This window comes from Cesiribacter sp. SM1 (genome assembly GCF_020178975.1).
GTDB lineage: Bacteria > Bacteroidota > Bacteroidia > Cytophagales > Cyclobacteriaceae > Cesiribacter.
In genome coordinates this window covers 261,589-287,077 of record NZ_JAHXBU010000047.1, presented here as the reverse complement: position 1 = coordinate 287,077, position 25,489 = coordinate 261,589, and the positions used below count along the sequence as shown (strand labels likewise).

The following is a 25,489-nucleotide window of genomic DNA, read 5'->3' as shown; positions in this document are numbered from 1 at the left end:
ATAGCTTGGAGAAAAGCGTTTTTATTTAGCTTCCAATATCTACCAGTTCAATATCGAACACCAGATCCTGACCAGCCAGTGGGTGGTTAGCATCCAGTACAATCTTCTCGTCGGTTACTTCTTTCACTACTACAGGCACCTGCTGACCGCCGTTATTAAGTGCCAGCTGCTGGCCTACCTGCGGATTTACACCTTCAGGCACCTGCTGGCGAGGCACATCAATCACCATTTCTTCCCTGCGGGCACCATATGCTTCATCAGATGGTATTTCAACTGTCTTCTGGTCGCCAACAGCCATTCCGTTAACAGCTTTATCAAAACCGGCAATCATCATACCGCCGCCAACCTGAAACTCCAGTGGCTCACGGCCCTTTGAGCTGTCAAATACGTTTCCATCTTTTAAACGGCCTGTGTAATGCACACGTACACGGTCGCCTTTTTGAGCCTTCGTCATGTTCTAAAAATTTAGTTCTAAAAATATTCTAAGGCAAGGTACAAAAACACCCTGCCCATCACAACCTTAACCCCGCTTTTGTGCCCTGCGTTCCCCGCAGCGGCTCTATGTGAGCAGGCAATGAACTGCGGAGGCAAAAGTCTGTTGCTCCTGTCGCAGTCGGGAATTCCTTCTATACTGCCTGCTAAGCTGCTCTAACGTTTAACCTTTAATAATTTACCAGCCGATAATCAGGAATAAGTGCCACTGCCCATAAATAATGAAGCTTTAAGTGTATTTATTTGTACTTTAGATAAGCACGTTCCAACCCCATATTATGAAGAACGATCATATACTAGAAGTACATGGCCTTACCAAACGCTATGCCGCCCACACGGCTCTGCAGGATGTAAGTCTTAGAGTGCCCCGAGGAAGCATCTTTGGTTTACTGGGGCCTAACGGAGCCGGAAAAACCACCCTTATACGCATCATCACTCAAATCCTGATGCAGGATGAGGGCGAGGTATTCATCAATGGTGAGCCACTCAGCCAGGAACATATCAGAATTATTGGCTACCTGCCCGAAGAGCGTGGCCTGTATAAAAAAATGAAAGTTGGCGAACAGCTAATGTACCTGGCGCAGCTCAGAGGCCTTAAAGAAAAAGAAGCACGCCAGCGCATACGCCACTGGCTCGACAGGCTTAACCTTACCCAATGGGCCGGCAAAACCATAGAAGACCTTAGCAAAGGCATGGGCCAGAAGGTGCAGTTTATTGCTACCGTTATGCACGAGCCACAGCTAATCATACTCGATGAGCCCTTTTCAGGATTCGATCCTGTGAATGCTAACCTTATCAAAGATGAGATCATGCAATTGCGCGAACGTGGCAGCAGCATTATATTCTCTACCCACCGCATGGAATCGGTAGAGGAACTCTGCGACCATATTGCCCTCATCAACAAAAGCCGGAAAATACTGGATGGCACCAAGCGGGAAATTAAAGACCAGCACCGGAGCAATACCTTTATTGTAGAACATAAAGGATCGCTGATTGGTCTTGGTGGCGAGGTGGAAGTACTGCAGGAGAAACTGCTGGAAGATAATTATTACCAGACCATTGTCAGGGCAATTGGCGCACAAAGCCCTAATTACCTGCTGCAGCGCCTGCTGCCACTTGTGGAGGTACATCGCTTCGAGGAGAAAATCCCGAGCATCAATGAAATTTTCATATCAAAAGTAAAAGACGAGGACAAGGAGGTAGCATATGTCTAAGACAGGCCTGATCATAAAACGCGAGTACCTTACCCGGGTACGCAAGAAGTCATTCATCATCATGACTATTCTTGGACCGATAATCTTTGCCGCCCTTTTTGCCATACCCATCTGGCTGGCTACCAGAGACAGCAACGAAGTAAAGAATATTACTGTGGTAGATGAAAGCGGCCTTTTCAGAGGTACTTTCGAAGATGAAAAAGGGCTGCATTTCGATTACCTCGATGCCACACTGAACGAAGCCAAGACCAGTATCAAGCAAAATGGCAGCTTTGGACTGCTCTACATACCGGACTTGCAGCTTGACAACCCATCTGGCATTACTTTTTATTCTGAAAGCAGTGCAGGCATAGAGCTAAAAGAAAGAATAGAACGTGTGCTGGAGCAGAAGATCGAGAACATGAAACTGGAAGAATCCCAGATCGATAAAGCCACTCTGGATGCCCTGCGCACCAATGTTAACCTGAATGAGATAAGCCTGGCCGGAGGAGAGGAAAAATCTGCCAACACCGGTATTTATACAGGAATCGGCTACCTGGCTTCCTTCATGATCTATATGTTCATCTTTATCTATGGTGCGCAGATCATGCGGGGTGTGCTGGAGGAAAAAACCAGCCGAATTGTGGAGGTGATCATTTCTTCGGTAAAGCCCACCCAGCTTATGATTGGCAAAACCATTGGTATTGCAGCCGTTGGCCTCACCCAGTTTATTATCTGGATTGTGCTGACATCCCTGATCTATAGTGTTGGATTATCCATGATCGGACTGGATGCAGAATCTATCGCGCAGATTAACCAGATGCCTTCTGCCGAAGGCGCAGACTTTTCATCTACCCAGGTAAAAATAGCCCAGGCTTCCGGTGAATTAGGCTCACTGAACGTGCCCCTGATGGTGGGAGGCTTCCTGTTTTACTTTTTAGGCGGTTACCTGCTGTATGGTGCCATGTTTGCAGCCATTGGTGCTGCCTCAGACAGCGAAACAGATACACAGCAGTTTATGGCACCCGTGTCTATGCCACTGGTGCTGGGCTTTGTGGTAGCCATTACAGCGGTACTAAAAGACCCTAATGGCAGCACGGCATTCTGGTTTAGTATGGTGCCTTTTACCTCTCCTACCGTCATGCTGATGCGCCTGCCTTTTGGTGTACCCATGTGGGAGCTGGCAACATCTATGGTGCTGCTGGTTTTAGGCTTTCTGCTCATGACCTGGCTGGCTGGCCGCATTTACCGCATAGGTATCCTGATGCACGGCTCCAAGGTTAACTACAAGACCATTGGCAAATGGCTAATGATGCGCTAAAGCATCATATTCAAATTGTTAGAAAAAGCCGGCTAGTCCGGCTTTTCTTTTTGCATAAATTTGGTGTTTATTCGTTAACAAAAAGTGCCGCAGCAATAAAGCCTAAACCTGCTGCTATTAAATACCGCCTGCCCCCATGGCCCGACCTCTTCGAGAAACAGCTGAACTTAATCTTTACCGCCACAAAAGCACCATTAAAATACTGGTAGGCCTTATTGCCATTTTAATTGTGGTGGTATCCGTCTATTACAATAATTTTATCGTGCATCTGCTCAAGGAACGCGAGCGCAACACAGTAGATGTGTTTGCCCGCTCTATTGAGTTCATGGCAGAACAGGGCGACCACGCCAACGTTACTTTCATCAATGAGCACATCATCAAAAGTAACACCACCATACCCGTTATTCTGGCCGACCAGATGGGCGAGCCTACCCTGGATTACCTGAACCTGGATATTCCCGAGAACTTATCGGAGGCAGAGCTGTACGAGATGCTGCGGGCCGAAATAAATAATATGCGGGCTGAAAATGAGCCCATACAGGTGGTGTACCGCAATGCAGCCAACCAGGTGGAACACGTAGAGTATGTATTCTACCGCAATTCTGATCTGCTCCGCCAGCTGAGCTATTACCCCTTTATACAGCTTAGCACCATACTACTTTTTGGTGCGCTGGCCTACCTGGCCTTCAGCTACAGCCGTACTGCAGAACAAAACAGGGTGTGGGTGGGCCTGGCAAAAGAAACTGCACATCAGCTGGGCACTCCTCTTTCCTCGCTTATGGCCTGGCTGGAGTACCTGCGCGCCGATGAACGCACCATGCAACACGAGGCACTGCCGGAAATGGCCAAAGACCTGGAAAAGCTGCACCTGATTACCGAACGCTTTAGTAACATTGGCTCAGTGCCTGTGCTGGAGCTTACCTCAGTGCCAGAGATGATCCACAGCTCTGTAAGCTACCTGCAAAAGCGTATCAGCACTAAGGTAAAGATTACGGTGAGCACCGTAGGCAATGATTTGCGTGCCCAGCTAAACCCGCACCTCTTTGGCTGGGTAATTGAAAATGTAATCAAAAACGCCGTGGATGCCATGAGCGGCATTGGCACCATTGACATTCGCATAGCTCCGGGCAACAATAACACAGTTTACATTGATATAGTGGATAACGGCAAGGGCATTTCCAAATCTAACCTCAAGAAGGTGTTCGAACCTGGGTTTACCACTAAAAAACGGGGCTGGGGCCTGGGCTTAACCCTGGCAAAACGTATTATTGATCATTACCACCGGGGCCGTATTTACGTAAAGCATAGTGAGCCCAATGTTGGCACCACTTTCCGCATTGTGTTGCGAAGCTGATTTGCAAAATAGGGGCAGGCTGATATTGGTTAAAAATAGCTGTACCTTTGCCTAAACTTTTTGATTTATGAAGAACCAACCTCCTTTTACCGTTATATACGAAGATAACCACCTGCTCATAGTAAACAAGGCGGCTGGCGTACTGGTGCAGGGCGATAGCACCGGCGATAAAACCCTGGCAGATTATGCCAAAGATTATATAAAGGAGAAGTATGACAAGCCTGGTGATGTATTTCTGGGTGTGGTGCACCGGATTGATCGTCCGGTAAGTGGGGCTGTAATTCTGGCACGCACCAGCAAAGCGCTGGAACGTATGAACAAAATGTTCCAGAGCAAGAAGGTGTACAAAACCTATTGGGCAGTAGTAAAAAACCGTCCGAAGGAAAAAACCGGCAAGCTGGTACACTGGCTGGTGAAAGACGAAAGCCGCAATGTTACCACTGCCTACGACTATGAAATACCTGAGGGCAAACGCTCTGAGCTTACCTACAAAGTACTGGGGCACTTAAACGACCACTACCTGCTGGAGGTACAACCCTTAACCGGCAGGCCGCACCAGATCAGGGTACAGCTGGCAAGCATGGGCTGCCCGATCAGGGGCGATATCAAGTACGGCTTCAGCAAACCAAATCCTGATGGCAGCATTAACCTGCACGCTAAAAACCTTAAATTTGAGCACCCTGTAAAAAAAGACCCGCTGTTTATAAGGGCCGGGCTTCCCGAAACCAATTTCTGGGAGCAGTACCTAACCCTGGAAGATCCAAAGCTTAAAATGAACAAGCTGGATAATATGTTCGGCGCTTAAAGCTTATTTTCGGCAGCCATTGATAAGGGGTGAAGGATAATTCACCCTTTTAGCTTTTCTGATTCTTCCTGCAGGGCAACTATCTTTTAGGCTTCATGTGCAGCAGCATCCAGTTTAAAAAGGCAAGCAGCAGCACCAGGAGAACAGTGAAGCCAATTACACCAAAACCCCAGACGATAGTTTTTGCGCCAGCACCAGCAGCCGATATAATGGATGGCATGCTTAAGGTAGCCAGCCATAGCGTAAAACAAATCAGGAAACCGCACAACACCCGCCAGAGCCACTGCTTATTCCAGTAAACTTGGAGTCCCAGCAAAAGAGCCGGCAGAAAAACTATCACCGCATAGGGTATGCCCAGTGTGTTACTGGCGTAAAAGCGGTTAAAGTTACCATTGCTTTTATTGATGTATAACCAGAGCAGCAGAAGCAGCAGGTAAACTGCCCGCTGCATAAAAGGGCTGGTTAACCATTTTTCTATCTTTTTCACCTGCTTATGCTTTGAAGTCCATATTAGGCGTATGCGCTACCTCTACCACCATGCCATCAGGGTCATAAAAATCAATAGTATAATAGCCTTTTGAGTAGGGCATTTCTACCGGACCACGTATAATACTGGCACCGGTTTGTTGTAGAAAGCATGCTACCGCCTCTACCTGCTCTCGCGCCAGTGCCTGAAAGCCTATATGCCTAACACCCAGGTTGTCGGTTCTTTTAAGCTCCGGATGCTCCACCAGGTATATTTCCATGCTGTCGGTAGCAAAGGAACGGTAGTTTGTCTGCTGCCATCCAATGAGCTCAAGCACACCCTTGTAAAACAAGGCTGATCTGCTAAGATCTGATACCCAAAGCTCTATATGATTTATTCCTGTGCGGTAGCGGCTCATGCCGGCAAATTAATACCAATTCCAGTTCTCAACAAGCACACCTCCCTATGCAGCAATAAAAAAAGAGCTACCCATGCAGGAGAGCTCTTCAGGTACAATATTATAAATTAAAATCTACTCCGGCTTCATGCGCATGGTAGAGCCATCACTGGCATGCAGTACCAACTTATCGTTTTCCAATTCCTGTACATGAAAAACTTCTTTCACATTTTGGCGATCATCAAAAGTAATTTCCAGCTCTTTTTGTGCCTCATTATAATTCCAGCGTCCAGTCTGGAATTCGGCATTATTTAGTATTTGGAAAGCGCCATTCGCATAGAAAACCATTTTCTGCTCCCTTTCATCGTCATTTAGTCTCTGCTCATCGCCTGCTGCATCTGTTTCACGGTTCGCTATCCAGGTTTTGCTACTTTCGCTTGCCAGCAGCTGACGGGGATTTTCTTCTTCTTTGTTATTACAGGCTACCATTAACATGAATGGCAGCAGGAGCAGAACATAGTATCGGACCAGCTTCATAAAAAATTCATTTATTTAAAAAATATATCCGTAAAACCAGACAGATTCAGGAATGTTTCACCGAAGAACCTTTAACAAGCGGCATCGTAATATTCCATAGTATTAGATTTTTTTACTATGGGATTAATGGATTTTTTCCGCAAAGGAAAAGAAGAAAAAATAGAACAGAAGCAGCCTGTACGCCAGCAGCAGGCAGGCCAGCAAAAAACAGGTTCTCTTGTAGACCTGCAGCAGAAGCAGCAAACAAAGCCTGCACAGGCCAATCAGGCGCAGGACCGTCCGCCAGTACATAATGAGCCTGGCACTATATCGCCAGAGTATTATGAAATTAAAAAGGGCGATACGCTTTCTGCAATAGCCAAGCGCCAGTATGGCGATGCTACAAAATGGCAGACCATTTATAACGCAAACAAAGATGTAATCAAAAACCCGGACCTTATACACCCCGGCCAGAAGATCAAAATACCTAAACAGTAAGCAGATCTACTGCAGGCAACAGATAAAAAAAGGCCATTCCTGCTAACAGGAATGGCCTTTTTTTATGATGGTCCGGCAGGTTTATTCGCTTATGAGGCGCTCTACCAGTACTGATATTTTATTATTCAACACTTCCACTACACCACCATCTACCTCTAATGTGCGGCGGCCTTCGGCTTTGCTCACATAGGTGATTCTGCCCTGCGCCAGCGTACTGATCAGCGGAGCGTGGTTCGTAAGTACCTGAAAAGAGCCCTTAGCACCAGGAAAAGTGGCACTATCAACCTCGCCTTCAAATACTCTTCTATCGGGAGTTATTATTTCTAAAAACATATTGGTATTGGGTAGTAAGTATCAAGCATGGTGTATTGACAAAAAACTCAACACCCACTACTCAATACTCAATACTAAATTAAGCTTCAGCAAGCATTTTCTCGCCCTTCTCAATGGCCTGTTCAATAGTACCAACAAGGTTAAAGGCAGCTTCCGGCAGGTGATCAAGCTCACCGTCCATAATCATGTTAAAGCCTTTGATGGTATCTTTGATGTCTACAAGCACACCTTTAAGACCGGTGAACTGCTCGGCAACGTGGAAAGGCTGCGACAGGAAGCGCTGAACACGGCGTGCACGGTGCACTACCAGTTTGTCTTCCTCGCTAAGCTCGTCCATACCAAGAATGGCAATAATATCCTGAAGTTCTTTGTAACGCTGCAGAATCTGCTTCACGCGCTGGGTACAGCTATAGTGCTCATCACCCAGAATATCGCGGGTAAGGATTCGTGAAGTTGAGTCAAGCGGGTCTACCGCAGGGTAAATACCAAGCTCGGCAATTTTACGGCTCAATACTGTGGTAGCATCAAGGTGGGCAAAAGTTGTAGCCGGAGCAGGGTCAGTTAAGTCGTCGGCAGGTACGTAAACGGCCTGTACCGATGTAATAGATCCGTTTTTGGTAGATGTAATACGCTCCTGCATGGCACCCATTTCTGTTGCCAGTGTTGGCTGGTAACCTACCGCAGATGGCATACGACCTAAAAGAGCCGATACCTCTGAACCTGCCTGTGTAAAGCGGAAGATGTTATCTACGAAGAAAAGGATATCACGACCCTGGCCGCTGCCTTCGCCATCGCGGAAATATTCTGCAATGGTAAGACCGGAAAGGGCAACACGTGCACGGGCTCCCGGAGGTTCGTTCATCTGACCGAACACAAAGGTAGCTTTAGAGTCTTTCAGTCCTTCTACGTTTACGGTAGAAAGGTCCCAGCCTCCTTTTTCCTCAAGCGTATGCAGAAATTCTTTGCCGTAGCTTACAATGCCGGCTTCGATCATCTCACGCAGCAGGTCATTTCCTTCGCGAGTACGCTCACCTACGCCTGCAAACACAGAAAGACCAGCGTATGCCTTGGCAATGTTGTTGATCAGCTCCTGGATCAATACAGTTTTACCTACACCGGCACCACCGAAAAGACCAATTTTACCACCTTTTGCATAAGGCTCAATCAGGTCAATTACTTTGATACCTGTATATAATACCTCCTGTGAGGTAGAAAGATCTTCAAATTTTGGAGCAGCGCGGTGAATAGGAAGGCCTCTTGTACCTTTTGGCTGCGGCAGACCGTCGATTGCCTCGCCTACCACATTGAACAGGCGGCCACGGATATCGTCACCAATAGGCATTTGGATGGGAGATCCAGTATCTACTACCTCCAAACCACGCATCATACCCTCGGTAGAGTCCATGGCGATGGTCCGTACACGGTCTTCACCCAGGTGCTGCTGCACTTCCAGCACAACCCGTTGTCCGTTTTGGCGGGTTACATAAAGGGCATCCAGAATGTTCGGTAAGCGAGATCCTTCGGCTTCGAAGCTTACGTCTACCACTGGGCCAATTATCTGGGTAATTCTACCAATATTTGCCATTTGTTATTTGAAAAGAATTTACGCTTGGGATTTTCAGAGGGCAAAATTAACTTAAAAAGCTATTAAAGCAAAGCGAATATCCATTTTTCAGCCTGCCAGCCTGCTGCTGCCGAGGCCTTATTTTACATATACAGAGGTTCCGCTTCTTAGTGAATGCCACAGAATTCATTACATGCATAAGTTGCACTACTCCGGCTCTTCTTCTATGATAATTGTGCCGGTATCAAAAGAAGCGACCTGGAAAAAACCCAGCGGCTGATTATCGGGATTGCTAACATTTATAATGTTGCTGGTAGGGTTTCGGGGCGGAGGACTGAATAATCCACCATCGTTAAACAGCAGCGAGCGCAGCTCTACATAATAGTCATACATGTTTCTGTCGAGGCTGTAAAGCTCCAGCCGTACAGTATCGCCAATCTCAAACGGGTACTGCAGCTGCTCTACAATGGTACTTGGCACAAAACGGCTGTCGGGTATGAGCAAATCTGTACGGTCGTTATACAGGGAGTCGTTTTCATACACCTGTACCCTGTAAAAGTCTGCAGCTTCAGGGGGTATCTTCCCATAAAAGGTCAGGTAGTAGCCAGCATCAAACACCGGCGGTATTGCCTCATAGTATGCTACTGAAAGCGAATCTACTATTCCTTTGGGCATTAAGGTACCGGAAGAGGTGTAGTGCTCGCCCCGCCAGTCTATCTCTAGGCTGTAAGACCTGCCTACCACTCCCTGCAGCGCCTGGGTTGCATACACACCACTGCCGGTATAGAGGAGCACTTCGGAGTTCCCGGCATCATCGCTTATCCTTACAACAGCATCTTCTACAACCTGCGCGGGGGTGGTACTGAAGTAGTCCTGGCTAAGGCTTAACTTTACCGTATGTGGGCCCTGCGTATCTGTTACATGGCCCTCCACAATAAGCCTGGGCTCCTGCTGTGGCAGATCAAGGGTTACCAGCTCACGGCAGGAAGCTCCAAGCATAAGTATGAACAGGAGATATATAGGAAGAAAGCGTATCATTTTCGCTTTGGCTTAATTTCGAAATTATAGGTTACTGAAGGTATAATACTGAAGAGATAGAGTTTAACGGCGGCTGCATCTACGCTGCGCACCCTATCCTCATCGGGGTCAAAATCAGGGTCCTGGTTGTAGACCTGTTCAAAGGTAATGGCAAAAGGATTTTTACGTGCGTAGGCATTGTAGATAGAGAAGGTCCAGCTGCCATCCCACCTCCGGCCGGGCCTGGGCTTATTTTTAAGCGTTGCCGCCAGGTCCAGCCGGTGGTAGCCAGGCATGCGGAATGCATTGCGGCGCGTATCGTCATACACTGGGGTTATAAAACCATCGATGTTTGCCTTGCCTACCGGCAAGGAAACCGCAGTACCTGTGCTGTACACAAAGGTGCCCGACAGCGACAACCTCGAATTGAGCTCATGGCTTAGCACCACAGAAAGATCGTGAATGCGGTCGTAGCGGGCCGGGTACACTTCACCGCCATTGATGCCGGGTACCTGCCGCAGGGTGCGGCCAAGCGTATAGCCTATCCAGCCGGTGGTGGTGCCTATGTTCTTTCTTACCAGAAACTCGGCACCATAGGCCCAGCCCTTACCTTCCAGCGCCTCTGTTTCTATGTTGTTGGTGAAAAGAATATTGGCCTGATCTCCCAGTTTATAGTCTACCAGGTTATCCATCCACTTATAATATACCTCAACAGAGGTTTCGAAAGTGTTCTGTTTAAAATTTCTGAAATAGCCCAGGGCTACCTGATCGGCTATAAGGGGGCGTATGTAGCGATCGGCAGGAATCCAGCGTTCAATGGGCAGCCCAGCCGTAGCATTGCTGGCTACCTGCAGGTACTGCCGCATGCGGTTGTAGGAAGCTTTTACAGAACTCTGCTCATTCAGCAGGTAACGCAGCCCCATACGGGGTTCCAGTCCATGATAAAACTGTATGTTCTCGAAACGATCAAATGATATTGTACCTGCTTTTGTCTCTTCGGTGCGCTCGGCCCCCTCTTCGTACAAAAATACGCTTCCCGGGCCTATATTGTTGAAGGCAGAGTAACGCAGCCCGTACTCTGCCGTGAATTTTGGTGAGGCCTTCCACTCGTTTCCCACATACACAGCATTTTCAAAAGCATAGCGATCGTCCACTGCAGGGGCTTCAAAATCAGACTCACTCTGGAAATTTATGACGGGCGCTCCAAACCTCCTGAATGTGGAGCTTAAACCAAAAGTAAGGGTATTCTTTTCGTTAAGGTAGTAGGTAAATGCTGATTTCAGGTTGTACTCCCGCATGGTAGATCCCCAGGTAAACTGTGTGGTAGCGCTCTCGCCTGTAAAGCCATAGCTAAAGTTACTGAAGATTAGAGAGGTGTTCAGGAACAGGCGATCATTAAACAGGTGATTCCAGCGGGTGGTAAGAGTGGTGTTGCCCCAATCGAGGCTAAAGAAGTCTTCCAGGCCCAGTACATCCCGGCCAAAATAGCCGGAAACGTAAAATCGGTTGTTCTCATTCATGATGAGATTCGCCTTCATGTTAAAATCGTAGAAATACAGAGTATTCCTGTTGATGTTTTCATTAGGACTTAGGCGCAGAAAAATATCGGCATAGGTACGGCGGCCACTTACAATAAAAGAACTTCTGTCTTTCCAGATGGGCCCCTCTACGGTAAGCCTGCTGGCTATGAGGCCCACACCACCCGATATTACATACTCCTTATTGTTTCCTTCTTTCATCTGAATATCGAGAATGGAGGAGAGCCTGCCGCCAAAACGGGCCGGTATACCTCCTTTATAGATCTCCAGGTTTTTGATGGCATCGGGATTGAATACTGAAAAGAAGCCAAAGAGGTGGCTGGCATTGTAAACGGTGGCTTCGTCGAGCAGCACCAGGTTCTGGTCGGCAGCGCCTCCGCGAACGAAGAGTCCTGTGGTACCCTCGCCAGCGGTCTGTACGCCTGGCAGCAGTTGTATGGTACGCAGCACATCAACCTCACCAAAGAGTGCAGGCACTTTTTTTACCGCTTCTACCGAAAGTTTTTCGCGGCTCATGCCTACTTCACTTACATTGGCATCTTTACGTTCTCCGGTAATTACTACCTCCTCCAGCTGGTCTTCATCTGGCTGCAGTTCTATGTCCAGGCGGGTATCAGACGCTAAATTAAGCTGGCGCTCTATAGACTGATAGCCCAGGTACTGATAGCGAAGGGTGTAGTTACCTGCAGGCAGGGGCAGTGCATAATAGCCATAAATGTTTGTTGTGGCACCTGTACCTGGCAACTCCACCACCTGCACGGTGGCACCAATCAATTCCTCTCCGCTGGAGGCATCTCGTATGTAACCACTCAGGGTAAGGCGCTGTTGCTGCTGGGCATGTACTCCCAGGCTCAGCAACAGGGCTGCTATCATCAATACCAAATAAACTCGTTTCATATTGGCCGCAAAGTTCCGGGCTGCAGCTTAACTTTCCACAGTTTATCTTAAAATTTGCAAAATATAAGAGCAGCTGATACAGCTGCTCTTCAATATGTTACGCGCTTAAGCTCAGTCCCTTCAGGGGTACAACTAGCAGCCCGCATTTCTGTTGCACGATTCGGCATTTTTAGAGGTATAATCTGATATTCTGCCCAGCAGATCGGTCTCTATCCGGCAGCAGGCCTCCAGTTGCTGTCTTAGCTTTACTCTTGCCCTTTGTATGCGCGACTTTGCACCCGATAAACTTATTCCCAGCCGGTTGGCCACCTCCTGCTGCGATAAGCCTTCCAGATCGGCCCACTGCAGGGGGTAACGCTGATCTTCCGGCAGCAACAACAGCATTTCTCCCAGGCAAGCTGCCAGGCGCTGTTCTGGCAGCAAACCATCTTCTGCTACCGGCAGCACATCTTCAGCCGGCAAATCTGCAAATTTTTTCTTCCGGTAATGGTCAGTAAGGGTATTTTGCGCCACACGTATCAGCCACGCCCGCACATCCTTTACTTCGGCCAGCCGCTCGCAGTTTTTATAAGCTTTAAGCATTACCTCACTAAGCAGATCGTCGGTAAGGGCATGCTCCCGCGTACGCTGATGTAAGAAGCGTCGCAGGCTTCCTGTGTGTTCCTGCCACACTGTCCATGCCTGCTCACACAGCCTATCACTGGCTGTTGCCGCTGCAGTGCTGGTACAACATTCAGTAGCAGAAAGCTCAATGCTCCCGGTTACAACATAACTAGTGGAGCATTGAGCAGACGCAGCTGTGGTATTGTTGGCGTTTTTCATGGTGCCTACAGATTAACTGAAACTGCCTTTAATATCGTAATAATACGATTAATCTACAGCTCTACTTATACTTCATATATTTTTTAGTGGAGGCAACACCTGCCGGCAGCTACAGTAGTAAGGATTCTGCATAAAAAAAGCCGGCTACAGCCGGCTTTAAAAATTATTCTGGATTGTTTATTCTACTGTTACAGACTTTGCCAGGTTACGGGGCTGGTCTACATTGCAGCCACGCATAACAGCTATATGGTAAGAGAGTAACTGCAGCGGAATAACCGATATCAGCGGCATGAGCACTTCATGCGTTGCGGGTACCTCAATCACAAATTCTGCCATTTCAGGAATAATATCATCGCCCTCTGTTACAATGGCAATAACCCTACCCTTGCGGGCACGCACCTCCTGTATGTTCGATACAATCTTCTCATACGACTTGTCTTTGGTAGCGATAAATACCACAGGCATTTCTTCGTCGATAAGGGCAATGGGGCCATGCTTCATTTCTGCAGCAGGATAACCCTCTGCATGTATGTAAGAGATCTCCTTCAACTTAAGCGCTCCCTCAAGTGCCACCGGGAAGTTATAGCCGCGGCCAAGGTACAGGAAGTTGCGGGAGTCTTTGAACAGCTCTGAGATATACTTGATCTGATCGTTCAGTTCCAGTGCTTTTTCTACTTTGGCAGGAATGGTTTCCAGCTCTACCAGCATTTGCTTGTACTGGCCCAGGGGCATGGTACCACGCTTATGGGCAACCTGCAGCGCCATCATAATCAATACGGTGAGCTGTGCGGTAAAGGCTTTTGTAGAAGCCACACCAATTTCTGGGCCGGCGTGTGTATAAGCACCCTCATGCGTAATACGGGCTATGGAAGAACCTACCACATTACAAACACCAAATATAATGGCACCTTTGCTTTTAGCAAGTTCTATGGCAGCAAGCGTATCTGCTGTTTCACCTGATTGCGAGATGGCAATGACCACATCGCCCTCCTTGATCACCGGGTTACGGTAGCGGAACTCAGAAGCATATTCTACTTCTACCGGAATACGGCAGAACTCTTCAATGATATATTCAGCAACCAAACCAGAGTGCCAGGACGTGCCGCAGGCAATAATCATGATCCTTTCGGCATTTTCCAGGCGATTTGAGTATTCGCGGATGCCCCCCAGTTTCAGATATCCTTCATCTGCCTTCAGGCGGCCACGAAGACAGTCGGCAATGGAACGAGGCTGCTCAAATATCTCCTTGAGCATAAAGTGGTCGTAGCCACCTTTTTCAATAGCCTCCAGCTCCAGGTCGAGCACCTGGATATAAGGATTGGTTACAACATCCTCAGTATCTTTAATATTAAGGGTGTTGCCACGGATTACAGCAATCTCGAAATCATTAAGGTAAACCACTTCATTAGTATACTCAATGATAGGTGTAGCATCAGAAGCCAGAAAATATTCATTCTTGCCGATACCGATTACCAGCGGACTACCTTTACGTGCTGCTACCAGTGTATCTGGATCTTTCTCATCCATCACCACAATAGCATAGGCACCAATCACTTTTGTAAGGGCCAGCCTAACCGCCTCTTCAATAGAGCAGTTTTCATGGCTCTGAATGTCTTCAATAAAGTGAATCAATACCTCTGTATCAGTTTCACTCTCAAACACATGCCCTTTGCGCTTAAGATCTTCCTTCAGCGAGCCGTAGTTTTCTATGATACCATTATGAATAATGGCCAAGCGGCCCTGTCCCCTGGATACTACATGTGGGTGAGCATTGCAATCATTCGGTGCTCCATGAGTAGCCCAACGGGTATGCCCCATGGCTATCATGCCTGCAGTATCCTTGTCTGCAGTAAGCTCCTCCAGCTCCGATACTTTACCCTTCTGCTTGAAAACATTGATGTTTCCATCATGTAAAAGCGCCACCCCGGCACTATCATAACCCCTGTATTCTAACCGTTTCAGTCCTTTCAGCACAACAGGAAATGCTTCTCTATAACCGATGTATGCTACTATACCACACATAAAACTTAACTTATAGGTTTGGCCTCGCCAATTTTGTATACCAGATTTTCAGTTTTACCTGGTCTGGCCGAATAACAAATTGATTAGGCGTGCTTAACAATGATTCACCCGGGTAAAGAACAGCCTGCAGGTTGCGCTCTTCCCCGGTACGCATGTACTGCTCTAAATTATATACTATATCAGAGCTAAAATAGTTAACATCTTTTGTACCTATTCTGTAAACACCCATGGTGGTAGAGGGGGCTCTTTCCGCTGCTCCTGCCTGTAGCGTTGAGGCAAATCTGCGGTTGGAATTGTCTACAAAGTAAAGTACTGCTGTGCCCGGAATGGGTTGACGGACCGCACCGGCGTACAGGCTGTCAAACTCAAGGGATGCCCTGTTGATGGAAATCAAATCCCCTTCTTCCTGGTTCAGGATAAAATCTTTGAATTCCTTAAATTCTACCTTTGGAAGCAGACCGGTTAAGCCCTGGAAGTAGACCCTGTTATCCAGCGGATCAAACTCCTGCAGGTGCCCTACAGCATCAGCACTGGCAAGTGCAGTGCCGCTTCGTTCAGTTTCCAGGCCGAAGTACGAAGGTCCAGTAGTGTACTGGCGTTTCGTGTTCATTTCAGGAAAAAAAGGAAGTCTGATAGATCGCTGCTCCGTACCCTGTGTATAGTACAAAAACACTCCGCTGTTTGCGTTTGTAATGTCGTAGGTTGTAACAAAGGTATTGATGTCTTCAGGTACAATGGCAAGGCCTTTCACATAATTATCAAATGCATCCTGGTTATCCAGCAGGCCATTTGTATTATTTTTAATGGCCATCAGCAGCTGTTCGCCAAACGCCTGATCGATTTGCCCGGACAGTATTCTATTGTTAACATCATTATAGAATACGGCACTATCCAGCTTACTGGTTACATCCCTTAAGCTGAGGCTTAACTGCCCCAGCTGCTCAGCCAGTGGTTCACTGTCTGGGGCAATGTAGTAGTAAGTGAGCACCTCAACAGTATCTCGCACAGTTTCTCTTCTTGTGGGGCTTATTGGCTCTGCAAGCCTGTAAACACCAAAGCGCTGCTCCTGTATCAGATCGCCGCCATATACTTCTCTGCTGTTCCACACCAGCTGTACCTTTACAGAATCTAACTGCACATTGTTACCAATGGTTGGCACACTTGCTGGCATACCAATATTGGTATAGAGCGTAGCTTTGGTAATACCAAAATCAGGATGCTCCAGCCGGCCAATATATGGACTATTCCCTACGCTAACCGCACCTGTATTAGAATATGACAACTGCATTGCAGTAAACAAACTATCAGTGCGCACCTGCGAGGTGTTAACCGGAATTTCGATGTAATGGGTGGAAACTGCCCCAGTGTTGGGATTTAGATTGGTGCCAAGTTCGGTGGGATCTTCGCATGCGAAAAAGAGGGCCGGTAAAAGTACCAGCCCTATTTTTTTAACCAGCAAGTTCATTATATAAATTATAGTAGGAATCCAGGTAGTCCGTGTCTTTGTCAAAGGTATCTATTTTTTTATTACCATCAACTCCGTCAAACAGCATCGTCAGGCTTTCGCTGTATTGTTCATCTCCTTTTACAACGGCGTCGGCATACCTGATACCCACCTTGATAAAGCCCTCAAAGTCGGCAGATTGCAGCGGCTCCAGCATACTATCCTCCACATCAATCATTTTCACTTTATCCAGGAGGTCAACGCTGAACTTGTGTTGGAACGGATTATTATAAACGGTGAACACCGTCTTCGTATTTTTGAAAAGCGGATCATTTTTATAGGTACTCTTCAAATACATTGGTATGAGGGAAGTCATCCAGTCGTTACAGTGTACAATATCTGGCGACCAGCCCAGTTTACGCACTGTTTCTATTACTCCTTTGCAGAAGAAGATAGCCCGCTCATCATTGTCTTTGTAAAAGCGGTTTTCTTTATCAACGAACACATATTTGCGCTGAAAGTAATCTTCGTTGTCAATGAAGTACACCTGCAGCTTGGCATTAGGAATAGACGCCACTTTAATGATCAGCGGTTTTTCCTCATCGCCTACAGAAATGTTAATGCCCGACAGCCTTACCACCTCATGCAGCCGGTTCTTGCGCTCGTTGATGAGCCCGAAACGCGGCACCAGAATTCTAATCTCCATACCTCGCTCCTGCATGGCCTGCGGCAGCATTCGCACAAAATTGGCGACTTCCGTAGTTTGCAGAAAAGGGTCGATTTCGCTGGCTACATACAAAATGCGTAATTTACACATACCTAAGGGCTAATTTTTTTAAACTAAAGTTTCAAGCCCCAAAAATACAAAAAAAAAGGGGGCTTTTCAAGAAATAATCCACCTATTAACGTATGTTTGCGGCCTTTAGTGCGAAAAGCTCGCTCCTTTATGTTGGTCTTTAGAAAAAAAGAGGCGCTGCGGCAACATTTGCAGGAGCATAGGCTGCAGAACACCACCATTGGCTTTGTACCTACCATGGGTGCCCTGCACCAGGGACACCTGTCGCTGATCCGCAAATCGCTGGAACTGACCGGCTATACCGTGTGCAGTATTTTTGTAAATCCTGCCCAGTTCAACAATCCCGAAGATCTTAAAAAGTACCCCCGCATGCCCGAGCAGGATATTGCCCTGCTGGAAGCTGCCGGCTGTCATGCTGTTTTTCTTCCGGAGGCAGATGAGATCTATCCTACCCCTCCCCTGGTACAATTCTCCTTTGGCCCCCTGGAAAAAGTAATGGAAGGCTACTACCGGCCCGGCCACTTTAGCGGGGTTGCCCTTATTGTAAGCAAGCTGCTGCACATAGTACAGCCTCATATGGCCTTCTTTGGCCAGAAAGACCTGCAGCAATGCCGCATTCTGGAGCAGCTGGTAAAAGACCTTGGTTTCAATACCGAGATTCAGATAGAGCCTACCGTACGCGAGGCCGACGGGCTGGCCCTCTCCTCCAGAAACCTGCGCTTAAGCCGCGAGGGGCGGCAAACCGCACTACATTTATATGTAGCACTGCAGCAGGCTGCAGAAGCCGTGCAGGCCGGCATAGTGCCTGATGTAGCACAAAAAAATGCATTGGCTTACCTGCAAAACATTCCAAACCTGGAGCCGGAATACTTTTACATTACCGAGGGTGGAACTTTGCAAGAACTAAGAAATGTTCAAAAGGGGGATCAAATAGCCATTTGCACCGCTGCCTATGTGGAAGGTGTAAGGTTAATTGACAACCTGCTCATAAGTTATCAAGGCAACTAATTACATTTGCAGCACCATGTTTATACAGGTACTGAAATCAAAAATACACAGAGTAAAGATTACGCAGGCAGAATTGCACTACGTAGGCAGCATTACCATAGATGAAGATCTGCTGGATGCCGCCGGTCTCCTTGAAGGAGAAAAGGTGCAGATTGTAAACGTAAACAATGGCGAAAGGCTCGAAACCTATGTGATAAAGGGCGAGCGTGGCAGCGGCATGATCTGCATGAACGGTCCGGCTGCGCGTAAGGTGCAGGTGGGCGATATTGTCATCATCATCTCCTATGCCTTTGTAACTCCCGAAGAAGCAAGAAGCTTTAAGCCTTCCATTATCTTTCCTGATGACACCAACAAACTCGCGTAAGCGTGAAGGCATCTATCATCAAGCAGGTACTCAAGTACATTTTACTGCTTCTTATTTCCCTGGCACTGCTGTGGTTCGCTTTAAGGGGTGTTGAGCTTAATGAACTAGCTGGTCGTATATCAGAAGTTGAGTGGAGCTGGGTAACCCTGTCGCTCCTGGCCTCCTTTATCAGCCTTATTCTAAGAGCCTTCCGCTGGAAGCTACTCCTGAAGCCCGTTGGCTATAGCCCCACACTAGGCATTACCTTCAATTCATTAATGGTTGGCTACCTGGCAAACTTTGCCCTTCCGCGTTTTGGAGAGGTAGCCCGCTGTGGCGTACTAAGAAAAAATGCAGGCATTCCCATGCCTACCTCCTTTGGCACCGTACTGGCCGAAAGAGCCCTTGATCTGATAATGCTGCTCCTGGCCGTGGGCGTAACTTTGCTGCTGGAGTTTAACAGGCTTGAGGATTTCCTGGCAGAAGTATTCTCCGGAGAATCCCGCTTTAGTTCAACAACGCTTGTGTGGCTGCTGGTAGCAGGGGCCGTTCTTGGCTCTGTTAGCATTTACCTCTGGCGCATTTACCACCTGCGCCTCATGCAGTTTAAGCTCTACCAGAAGGTAATAGGTTTTGGAAGCGATCTGCTGGCCGGCCTGTTAAGTATCCGCAAGATAGAGCATCAGCTGGCTTTCTGGACCAGCACCCTGCTCATCTGGGTATTGTACTACTACATGACCTACCTGATCCTGTTCTCCCTGCCTCACATCAGCAACATAAACTTTCTTGTAGGACTTGCCCTGCTGGCTATGGGTGGCATTGCCATGGCTGCACCTGTACAGGGTGGCATTGGTACCTACCATGTACTGGTAAGCGGTGTACTAATGCTCTACGGCCTATCCAGGGGAGATGCAGCATTTCTTACCCTGCTGATGCACACTTCCCAAAGTCTTTTTGTTATCATCATAGGGAGTATTTGCCTGCTCATCAGTTTACTTAAAGGCACCAAAGCACTACAGGATGAAGCTAAACCAGCATAGTTCAAATAAAGTATACTCTTTACCAGCACTAAAGCAAACACTGACAGAATGGCGTAATGAAGGCCAGCGCATTGTGTTTACCAATGGCTGTTTTGATTTGTTACACCTGGGGCATATCGATTACCTGGAAAAAGCCAGCCAACTTGGCGACAGACTAGTAATTGGCATAAATTCTGATCTATCTGTCCGTAGACTAAAGGGTAACAGCAGGCCCCTTCAGCAGGAAGATGCCCGCGCCCGTTTGCTGGCAGCACTGGCCTTTACAGACGCCATCGTGCTGTTTGAAGAAGATACGCCCCTGGAGCTTATCAGGCAGGTAGAGCCCGATGTGCTGGTAAAAGGAAACGACTATACAGTCGAAAATATAGTTGGAGCGGATTTCGTTCTTCAGAAAGGCGGATTGGTGCGAACCATTGAACTGGTGGAAGGTTGTTCTACTACTGCCCTGGTCAATAAAATCAAAACTGCTTAAACTCTGAAATGCTATGATATTTGACGGAACCGGATTAATCATATTCGCGGTATTTGCCCTGCTTAGCTGGCTGGTTGGCCAGCGCTTGAGGAGCAAATTCCGTAAGTACTCACAAATTACGCTGCACAGCGGCATTAGTGGGGCCGAAGCGGCTGCAAAAATGCTACGCGACAGCGGTATTACCGATGTGAGAATACTATCGGTAGGCGGTAAGCTTACCGACCACTACAACCCTGCAGACAAAACTGTTAACCTTAGCCAGGAGGTATACCACGGGCGCAATGCCGCTGCTGTAGCCGTAGCCGCTCACGAATGTGGCCACGCCGTGCAGCATGCAAAAGCCTATGGCATGCTAAAATTCCGCTCGGCCATGGTACCCGTGCTGTCGGTGTCCTCACAGTACCTTTCCTGGATTATCCTGATTGGTATATTCATGATGAACACCACACCAATACCCCTGGTACTGGGCATTGGTTTGTTTGCGCTAACTACCCTCTTTGCTTTTATTACGCTGCCGGTAGAGTTTGATGCCAGCCGCAGGGCACTTGCCTGGATGAGCAACACCGGCATGGTAGACAACCGCGAAATGGGTATGGCCAAAGACGCCCTGAAGTGGGCCGCCATGACTTACGTAGTAGCTGCTCTTGCCTCACTGGCACAGTTGCTCTACCTGGTGATGATTCTGATGGGTGGCAGCAGAAGAGACTAACATTAAAATTTAATACAAAAGCCGGCCCTATGCCGGCTTTTTCGTTTATTTAAAAATGCTCTTCATGCATAACATTTACAGATGGAGGCAGAAAATATTTTTTTCCTTTATATTCGTAGCGCAAACGATTTAAATCAGATTAATAGCCTTATATATGGTTTTTGAACTTACAGAAGAACAACAGGCCGTGCGGGATGCAGCCCGTGATTTTGCCCAGACAGAATTGCTGCCAGGCGTGGTAGAACGCGATGATGCCCAAACCTTCCCTGCCGAGCAGGTACGTAAAATGGGTGAGCTTGGCTTTATGGGCATGATGGTAGATCCTGCCTATGGCGGCAGCGGCCTTGATACCATCTCTTACGTACTGGCCATGGAGGAGATCTCCAAGGTAGATGCCTCAGCCTCGGTGTGCATGTCGGTAAACAACTCGCTGGTGTGCTGGGGTCTGGAGAAGTATGGTTCAGAAGAACAAAAGCAAAAACACCTCACTAAACTGGCCAGTGGGCAGCAAATTGGCGCCTTTTGTCTTTCTGAGCCCGAGGCAGGCTCAGATGCTACCTCACAGCGCACCACAGCCGAAGACAAAGGTGATTACTACCTCCTGAATGGCACCAAAAACTGGATCACCAATGGCAACTCTGCCTCGATATACCTGGTAATTGCCCAGACGAACCCAGAGCTGGGGCATAAAGGCATTAACTGCCTGATTGTGGAAAAAGGCATGGAAGGTTTTGTAGTGGGCAAGAAAGAGAACAAAATGGGTATCCGTGGCTCCGATACACACTCGCTCATGTTCCAGGATGTAAAAGTACCTAAAGCCAACCGCATTGGCGAAGAGGGCTTTGGCTTTAAGTTTGCCATGTTTACGCTTAACGGCGGCCGCATTGGCATTGCAGCCCAGGCCCTGGGGCTTGCTTCCGGCGCACTGGAGCTGGCCATTGGCTATGCAAAAGAACGCCAGGCCTTTGGCAAGCCCATTGCCCAGCACCAGGCCATACAGTTTAAGCTGGCCGAGATGGCTACACAGGTAGAGGCTGCGCGCCTGCTGGTATTGAAGGCTGCCTGGCTTAAAGACCAGAAGAAAGATTTCGGTTCCGCCAGTGCAGTAGCCAAACTGTATGCTTCGCAAATTGCCCAGGAGGTAACGTCAGAAGCTGTACAAATCCATGGTGGATATGGATATGTAAAAGAGTACCATGTAGAGCGTTTAATGCGCGATGCCAAAATAACCCAAATCTACGAGGGAACCTCTGAGATTCAGAAAATTGTAATTTCAAGGGAACTTTTAAAGTAGAATAGTTTGTAATCTTTCTAAAAAAATGGATTTTAGAGAAAAAAATTACACAATTTTGGCATAAACCTTTTTATGGGCTTTCTTTGTGTGATTTTCAATATAACTAGATTTCCATTCTGGAGTGCATAATGGAGGATTACAATAAAATTATCGAGTCGCTGAGCATTCGCTACCTGAAGGCAAAGCATTTTAGGGTACTAGAGCCAGTAGCCGTTGACAACTATTATGACGTTGAAAACACGATACTCTACCTGCGTAGCGGTCAGTGCAGTTTCAATGGCGGTGAGGTTGTAAATGAGGGAGAAGCCCTGTTTATTCCGGGTGGAAAGACTACATCTTTCGTATTTGGTTCTAACCCATCTTTAAGAATACACAACGAGGACTTCCTGACCAACCGGGAAAAGTATCTTCAGCCAATTTCTGCTGAAGACGCACAGTCGGCACAAGGCCTGGTGTTTACACAGGTGAGCTTTGAGGCCAAGGTATTCGATTCTGTGAACTTCTTTGCTTCACTGGATGTACCGGCATTCAGCCTAAGTGAAAATCCTGTTATCTATGAGATCATAGATGATATTTCTCGCGAGGCTGGCTCTAAGAAGCCTGGTAAAGACAGAATTGTAAAGATCAGCACCGATATGCTGGTGGTAGAAGTAATTCGCCACATCCTGGATCGCAAGCTATTTGTAGAGCAGCTGGCAACCAACAGCACCTACTTTAACGATCCTCGCTTAATAGATATCTTTACTTACATCAAGGAAAATATCTCCGGCGATCTGTCGAACAAGGTGCTGGCCAATGTAGCCAATGTATCTGAAGATTATGTAGGGCAGTACTTCAAAATGCTGACTGGCATCAACCCGCAGGACTATATTGAATATCAGCGCATGGAAAAAGCCGTTACGCTGCTGCGTACCAGCAAAAAGAGCATCCGCGAAATTGGTAAGGAAGTGGGCTACAAAGATACCGCCTATTTCTGCCGCCGCTTTAAGATGATGTTTGGTATCCCTGCCGGCAAAATGCGCAGAAGAGAATCACTCATGAACGTTTAAGGCTGCATTCAGCTCATGAACAATATAAGAAACCTCAATCAGCAGATTGGGGTTTTTTTCTATCCCGTTGCCTACCACTACCACATCGGCACCTGCCTGCAGGGCCTGCCGGGCAGCCGCCCCTGAACGAATGCCCCCTCCTACAATCAGTGGAAGGTCTACACTGCGGCGTACGGCACCAATTACCCGTTGAGAGATAGGCTCTGGCGCTCCGCTGCCTGCATCCATATAAAGCAGACGCAAGCCCAGCAACTCACCAGCCATGGCGGTACAGGCAGCCACAGAGGGCTTATCGTTGGGAATAGGTAAAGTATTGCTAATGTAAGCGGCTGTTGTCTGTATACCGGAGCCAATAAGCATATAGCCGGTGGCAATAACCTCCAGCCTGCTCTTTTTAAGAATGGGGGCAGCCACTACATGCTGCCCAATGAGCAGCTCCGGATTACGCCCCGAAATAAGCGATAGAAAAAGTATGGCATGTGCCTGCTGGTGTATGTGCAGGTTGCTACCCGGGAAAAGCACAACAGGAAGCGAACTTTCCGCTCTTAACATACGCACAACCCAGTCCAGGCTGTCTTCGGTAATAAGGCTGCCTCCTACAAAGAAAAAATCCACCCCGTGCTTAACACTTAGGTGAATTATTTCTGATAAAGAATCTTCATCGCTTACCTTATCCGGATCTATCAGTACGGCAAAACTTTTTCTGCCCTCTTTAGAGCGTTCGGACAGGATGTTAAGCACCTGCGGGTTATTCATCTAAAATCTATGTTCTTTTAAAACAGCCTCTGGCTGGCATAAGTAGCACAGCAGTAAACAGAGGCTGTTATGTCTTGAGTGAGTTAGCCTGGGGCCGGGCTTCACCCCTGCCTTACAACCAGCGCTCTTCTGTTGGAACGAAAATTAGCTTTTTTTTCCGTTTTTTCCGGCTGTTGCTAAAAATGTACTTAAGAAGTTTGTAACCCAGATATATTCCTGCACCTACCATCAACACTGTTTTCCCTACATCTGCAGCATCGTCTTTGATACCATCCAACTGGTACCCCATTTCATTTTTAAGCCGTTCCTGATCAGCTAACAGCTGCTCTTTGTTTTTGCCAGGTAGATTGTTCTTATCAAGGGTTTCCATAAGCGGGTTTATACAAGATACGCTATTTTTGATTTCTTATAAAAAAATTTTTCCCAATTAAAAGTAGTGCTGGCGATTGGCAGCCAGACATATATGTATACCAATAAATCAGCATACCAGCATTAGCACAGCGTAAAAAAAATGCAGCTGCATGCTGTGCTGCTGCCAGGGCTGATTAACGTAGTTCGATCAGGAACGCTCTTCTCTCTTGGTATCTTCTTCTGTTTCTGTTTCAATAATGGCCGCATTGTGATTGGTGCGCACTTCGGTAACAGCAGTTGCTTTGCTGAGTGGCTCCCGGTCTGCTGCTACATGAGGCTGTCTTTCAGCAGTTGTCGTATAACGCTCGCGATCAGCTGTGATCACCTCACCATCTTCATCCAGATCTTCGAATATAACTTTTTTATGCTCTACAGGGCTGGTCTGCTTAGCATTAGCATTGTCTTTTTCCTGCTGATCTTTCTCCTGCTGGGGTTTCTCCTTCAGGAACTTAGTACTGCCATCCACAATCTTTTTCTTGAGCCATACAGAATCCCGCATGGAAAACATAACTCCAGCGCCTACGAGGTACAAAACACCTACAATTAAGAATCCCCATACCAGGCTATCCAACCATACATTAATGGCCATTGCCAGGGTGAGGCTTAGAAAAATCAAAGCAAAAAAACCAAACAGCGCTGCGGGCACTAATGCAGCAACAGTACTGCCTATATCTGCAACTTTCTGCTTTGCTTCTAGTTTGGTTATTGCTATCTGGTTCTCGACGTATTCTTTTACGTTTTGAGCAAATCCCTCAAGCCGTAAAAATTTTAGTAATCCTTTTGGTTGCACGTGGTAATATTTAAAAAATAACAAACGGTTATGCTACTCTTCTAAACGAGAGCTACGACAGTAATGTTTAGCTAAACCATTGTTGATAATACTACTTTCCTTATTCTTTTTAAAGAAATAATAGAAAGATGCCACTAAAAAC

General features: G+C 47.3%; 27 protein-coding genes. 12 read left to right on the top strand and 15 right to left on the bottom strand.

The window, feature by feature from the left end; translation table 11 throughout:
• Window positions 1-25 precede the first annotated feature (25 nt).
• Window positions 26-454: a peptidylprolyl isomerase gene (locus tag KWJ01_RS12660; protein WP_224996816.1), complete on the bottom strand. Its 429-nt coding sequence runs from the start codon at window positions 452-454 to the stop codon at window positions 26-28.
• A 316-nt stretch (window positions 455-770) separates the two neighbouring features.
• Here KWJ01_RS12660 and KWJ01_RS12655 point away from each other — a divergent pair, with 316 nt between their 5' ends.
• From KWJ01_RS12655 to KWJ01_RS12640, 4 genes are all read left to right on the top strand, one after another.
• Window positions 771-1,706 (top strand): ABC transporter ATP-binding protein, encoded by a 936-nt coding sequence (locus KWJ01_RS12655; RefSeq protein ID WP_224996815.1) that lies wholly within the window; start codon window positions 771-773, stop codon window positions 1,704-1,706.
• Window positions 1,699-3,006 carry an ABC transporter permease gene (locus KWJ01_RS12650; RefSeq protein WP_224996814.1) on the top strand — a complete coding sequence of 436 codons (1,308 nt, stop codon included), beginning with the start codon at window positions 1,699-1,701 and terminating at the stop codon, window positions 3,004-3,006. The genes KWJ01_RS12655 and KWJ01_RS12650 overlap by 8 nt, the downstream gene beginning before the upstream one ends.
• A gap of 136 nt (window positions 3,007-3,142) precedes the next feature.
• Window positions 3,143-4,360, top strand: a complete 1,218-nt coding sequence (locus KWJ01_RS12645; RefSeq protein ID WP_224996813.1) for a PAS domain-containing sensor histidine kinase — start codon at window positions 3,143-3,145, stop codon at window positions 4,358-4,360.
• Between the two features lie 67 nt (window positions 4,361-4,427).
• Entirely contained in the window at window positions 4,428-5,165 is a 738-nt protein-coding gene (locus tag KWJ01_RS12640; protein WP_224996812.1) for an RluA family pseudouridine synthase, read from the top strand.
• Window positions 5,166-5,244: 79 nt separating this feature from the next.
• On the opposite strand, the gene KWJ01_RS12635 is transcribed toward KWJ01_RS12640, so the two are convergent.
• The 3 genes from KWJ01_RS12635 to KWJ01_RS12625 form a co-directional block, all read right to left on the bottom strand.
• Window positions 5,245-5,652, bottom strand: a complete 408-nt coding sequence (locus KWJ01_RS12635) for a hypothetical protein (RefSeq protein WP_224996811.1) — start codon at window positions 5,650-5,652, stop codon at window positions 5,245-5,247.
• A 4-nt stretch (window positions 5,653-5,656) separates the two neighbouring features.
• On the bottom strand, window positions 5,657-6,049 hold the full coding sequence (locus KWJ01_RS12630; RefSeq protein ID WP_224996810.1) for a VOC family protein: 393 nt from the start codon (window positions 6,047-6,049) through the stop codon (window positions 5,657-5,659).
• Window positions 6,050-6,163: 114 nt separating this feature from the next.
• On the bottom strand, window positions 6,164-6,565 hold the full coding sequence (locus KWJ01_RS12625; protein WP_224996809.1) for a hypothetical protein: 402 nt from the start codon (window positions 6,563-6,565) through the stop codon (window positions 6,164-6,166).
• 117 nt (window positions 6,566-6,682) lie between these two features.
• Here KWJ01_RS12625 and KWJ01_RS12620 point away from each other — a divergent pair, with 117 nt between their 5' ends.
• Window positions 6,683-7,042 carry a LysM peptidoglycan-binding domain-containing protein gene (locus KWJ01_RS12620; RefSeq protein WP_224996808.1) on the top strand — a complete coding sequence of 120 codons (360 nt, stop codon included), beginning with the start codon at window positions 6,683-6,685 and terminating at the stop codon, window positions 7,040-7,042.
• 81 nt (window positions 7,043-7,123) lie between these two features.
• On the opposite strand, the gene atpC is transcribed toward KWJ01_RS12620, so the two are convergent.
• The 8 genes from atpC to KWJ01_RS12580 all read right to left on the bottom strand — a co-directional run bounded on the left by atpC (window position 7,124) and on the right by KWJ01_RS12580 (window position 17,496).
• A complete protein-coding gene (atpC, locus tag KWJ01_RS12615; RefSeq protein WP_224996807.1) occupies window positions 7,124-7,375 on the bottom strand; it encodes an ATP synthase F1 subunit epsilon in 252 nt (83 codons plus the stop codon).
• Between the two features lie 79 nt (window positions 7,376-7,454).
• Entirely contained in the window at window positions 7,455-8,960 is a 1,506-nt protein-coding gene (atpD, locus tag KWJ01_RS12610) for a F0F1 ATP synthase subunit beta (protein ID WP_224996806.1), read from the bottom strand.
• A gap of 186 nt (window positions 8,961-9,146) precedes the next feature.
• Window positions 9,147-9,977, bottom strand: coding sequence for a DUF4249 domain-containing protein (locus tag KWJ01_RS12605; RefSeq protein ID WP_224996805.1), 831 nt, complete (start codon window positions 9,975-9,977; stop codon window positions 9,147-9,149).
• Complete coding sequence (locus KWJ01_RS12600) at window positions 9,974-12,391, bottom strand: TonB-dependent receptor (RefSeq protein ID WP_224996804.1); 2,418 nt, start codon at window positions 12,389-12,391, stop codon at window positions 9,974-9,976. Before KWJ01_RS12600 ends, KWJ01_RS12605 begins: the two co-directional genes overlap by 4 nt.
• A gap of 132 nt (window positions 12,392-12,523) precedes the next feature.
• A complete protein-coding gene (gene sigZ / locus KWJ01_RS12595; RefSeq protein ID WP_224996803.1) occupies window positions 12,524-13,213 on the bottom strand; it encodes an RNA polymerase sigma factor SigZ in 690 nt (229 codons plus the stop codon).
• A gap of 177 nt (window positions 13,214-13,390) precedes the next feature.
• Window positions 13,391-15,235, bottom strand: coding sequence for a glutamine--fructose-6-phosphate transaminase (isomerizing) (gene glmS, locus KWJ01_RS12590; protein WP_224996802.1), 1,845 nt, complete (start codon window positions 15,233-15,235; stop codon window positions 13,391-13,393).
• A gap of 10 nt (window positions 15,236-15,245) precedes the next feature.
• Window positions 15,246-16,700 carry a DUF4270 family protein gene (locus tag KWJ01_RS12585; protein ID WP_224996801.1) on the bottom strand — a complete coding sequence of 485 codons (1,455 nt, stop codon included), beginning with the start codon at window positions 16,698-16,700 and terminating at the stop codon, window positions 15,246-15,248.
• Window positions 16,684-17,496, bottom strand: coding sequence for a glycogen/starch synthase (locus tag KWJ01_RS12580; RefSeq protein WP_224996800.1), 813 nt, complete (start codon window positions 17,494-17,496; stop codon window positions 16,684-16,686). Before KWJ01_RS12580 ends, KWJ01_RS12585 begins: the two co-directional genes overlap by 17 nt.
• A gap of 129 nt (window positions 17,497-17,625) precedes the next feature.
• Between KWJ01_RS12580 and panC the strand changes: the two genes are divergently transcribed.
• The 7 genes from panC (at window position 17,626) to KWJ01_RS12545 (ending at window position 23,390) form a co-directional block, all read left to right on the top strand.
• Window positions 17,626-18,483 carry a pantoate--beta-alanine ligase gene (gene panC, locus KWJ01_RS12575; protein WP_224996799.1) on the top strand — a complete coding sequence of 286 codons (858 nt, stop codon included), beginning with the start codon at window positions 17,626-17,628 and terminating at the stop codon, window positions 18,481-18,483.
• A 16-nt stretch (window positions 18,484-18,499) separates the two neighbouring features.
• Window positions 18,500-18,847 (top strand): aspartate 1-decarboxylase, encoded by a 348-nt coding sequence (panD, locus tag KWJ01_RS12570; RefSeq protein ID WP_224996798.1) that lies wholly within the window; start codon window positions 18,500-18,502, stop codon window positions 18,845-18,847.
• A gap of 2 nt (window positions 18,848-18,849) precedes the next feature.
• Entirely contained in the window at window positions 18,850-19,866 is a 1,017-nt protein-coding gene (locus KWJ01_RS12565) for a lysylphosphatidylglycerol synthase transmembrane domain-containing protein (RefSeq protein WP_224996797.1), read from the top strand.
• A complete protein-coding gene (gene rfaE2, locus KWJ01_RS12560; protein ID WP_224996796.1) occupies window positions 19,847-20,338 on the top strand; it encodes a D-glycero-beta-D-manno-heptose 1-phosphate adenylyltransferase in 492 nt (163 codons plus the stop codon). The genes KWJ01_RS12565 and rfaE2 overlap by 20 nt, the downstream gene beginning before the upstream one ends.
• Before the next feature lie 13 nt (window positions 20,339-20,351).
• Window positions 20,352-21,047: a zinc metallopeptidase gene (locus KWJ01_RS12555; protein WP_224996795.1), complete on the top strand. Its 696-nt coding sequence runs from the start codon at window positions 20,352-20,354 to the stop codon at window positions 21,045-21,047.
• A 154-nt stretch (window positions 21,048-21,201) separates the two neighbouring features.
• A complete protein-coding gene (locus tag KWJ01_RS12550) occupies window positions 21,202-22,341 on the top strand; it encodes an acyl-CoA dehydrogenase (protein ID WP_224996794.1) in 1,140 nt (379 codons plus the stop codon).
• Window positions 22,342-22,469: 128 nt separating this feature from the next.
• On the top strand, window positions 22,470-23,390 hold the full coding sequence (locus KWJ01_RS12545) for an AraC family transcriptional regulator (protein ID WP_224996793.1): 921 nt from the start codon (window positions 22,470-22,472) through the stop codon (window positions 23,388-23,390).
• On the opposite strand, the gene KWJ01_RS12540 is transcribed toward KWJ01_RS12545, so the two are convergent.
• The 3 genes from KWJ01_RS12540 to KWJ01_RS12530 form a co-directional block, all read right to left on the bottom strand.
• The gene (locus KWJ01_RS12540; RefSeq protein WP_224996792.1) at window positions 23,373-24,146 is read right to left on the bottom strand and encodes a geranylgeranylglyceryl/heptaprenylglyceryl phosphate synthase; all 774 of its coding nucleotides are present in this window, start codon (window positions 24,144-24,146) and stop codon (window positions 23,373-23,375) included. The two genes, KWJ01_RS12545 and KWJ01_RS12540, sit on opposite strands and share 18 nt — an antisense overlap.
• Before the next feature lie 112 nt (window positions 24,147-24,258).
• Window positions 24,259-24,516 carry a hypothetical protein gene (locus KWJ01_RS12535; RefSeq protein WP_224996791.1) on the bottom strand — a complete coding sequence of 86 codons (258 nt, stop codon included), beginning with the start codon at window positions 24,514-24,516 and terminating at the stop codon, window positions 24,259-24,261.
• 189 nt (window positions 24,517-24,705) lie between these two features.
• A complete protein-coding gene (locus KWJ01_RS12530; protein WP_224996790.1) occupies window positions 24,706-25,347 on the bottom strand; it encodes a phage holin family protein in 642 nt (213 codons plus the stop codon).
• Window positions 25,348-25,489: the final 142 nt, after the last annotated feature.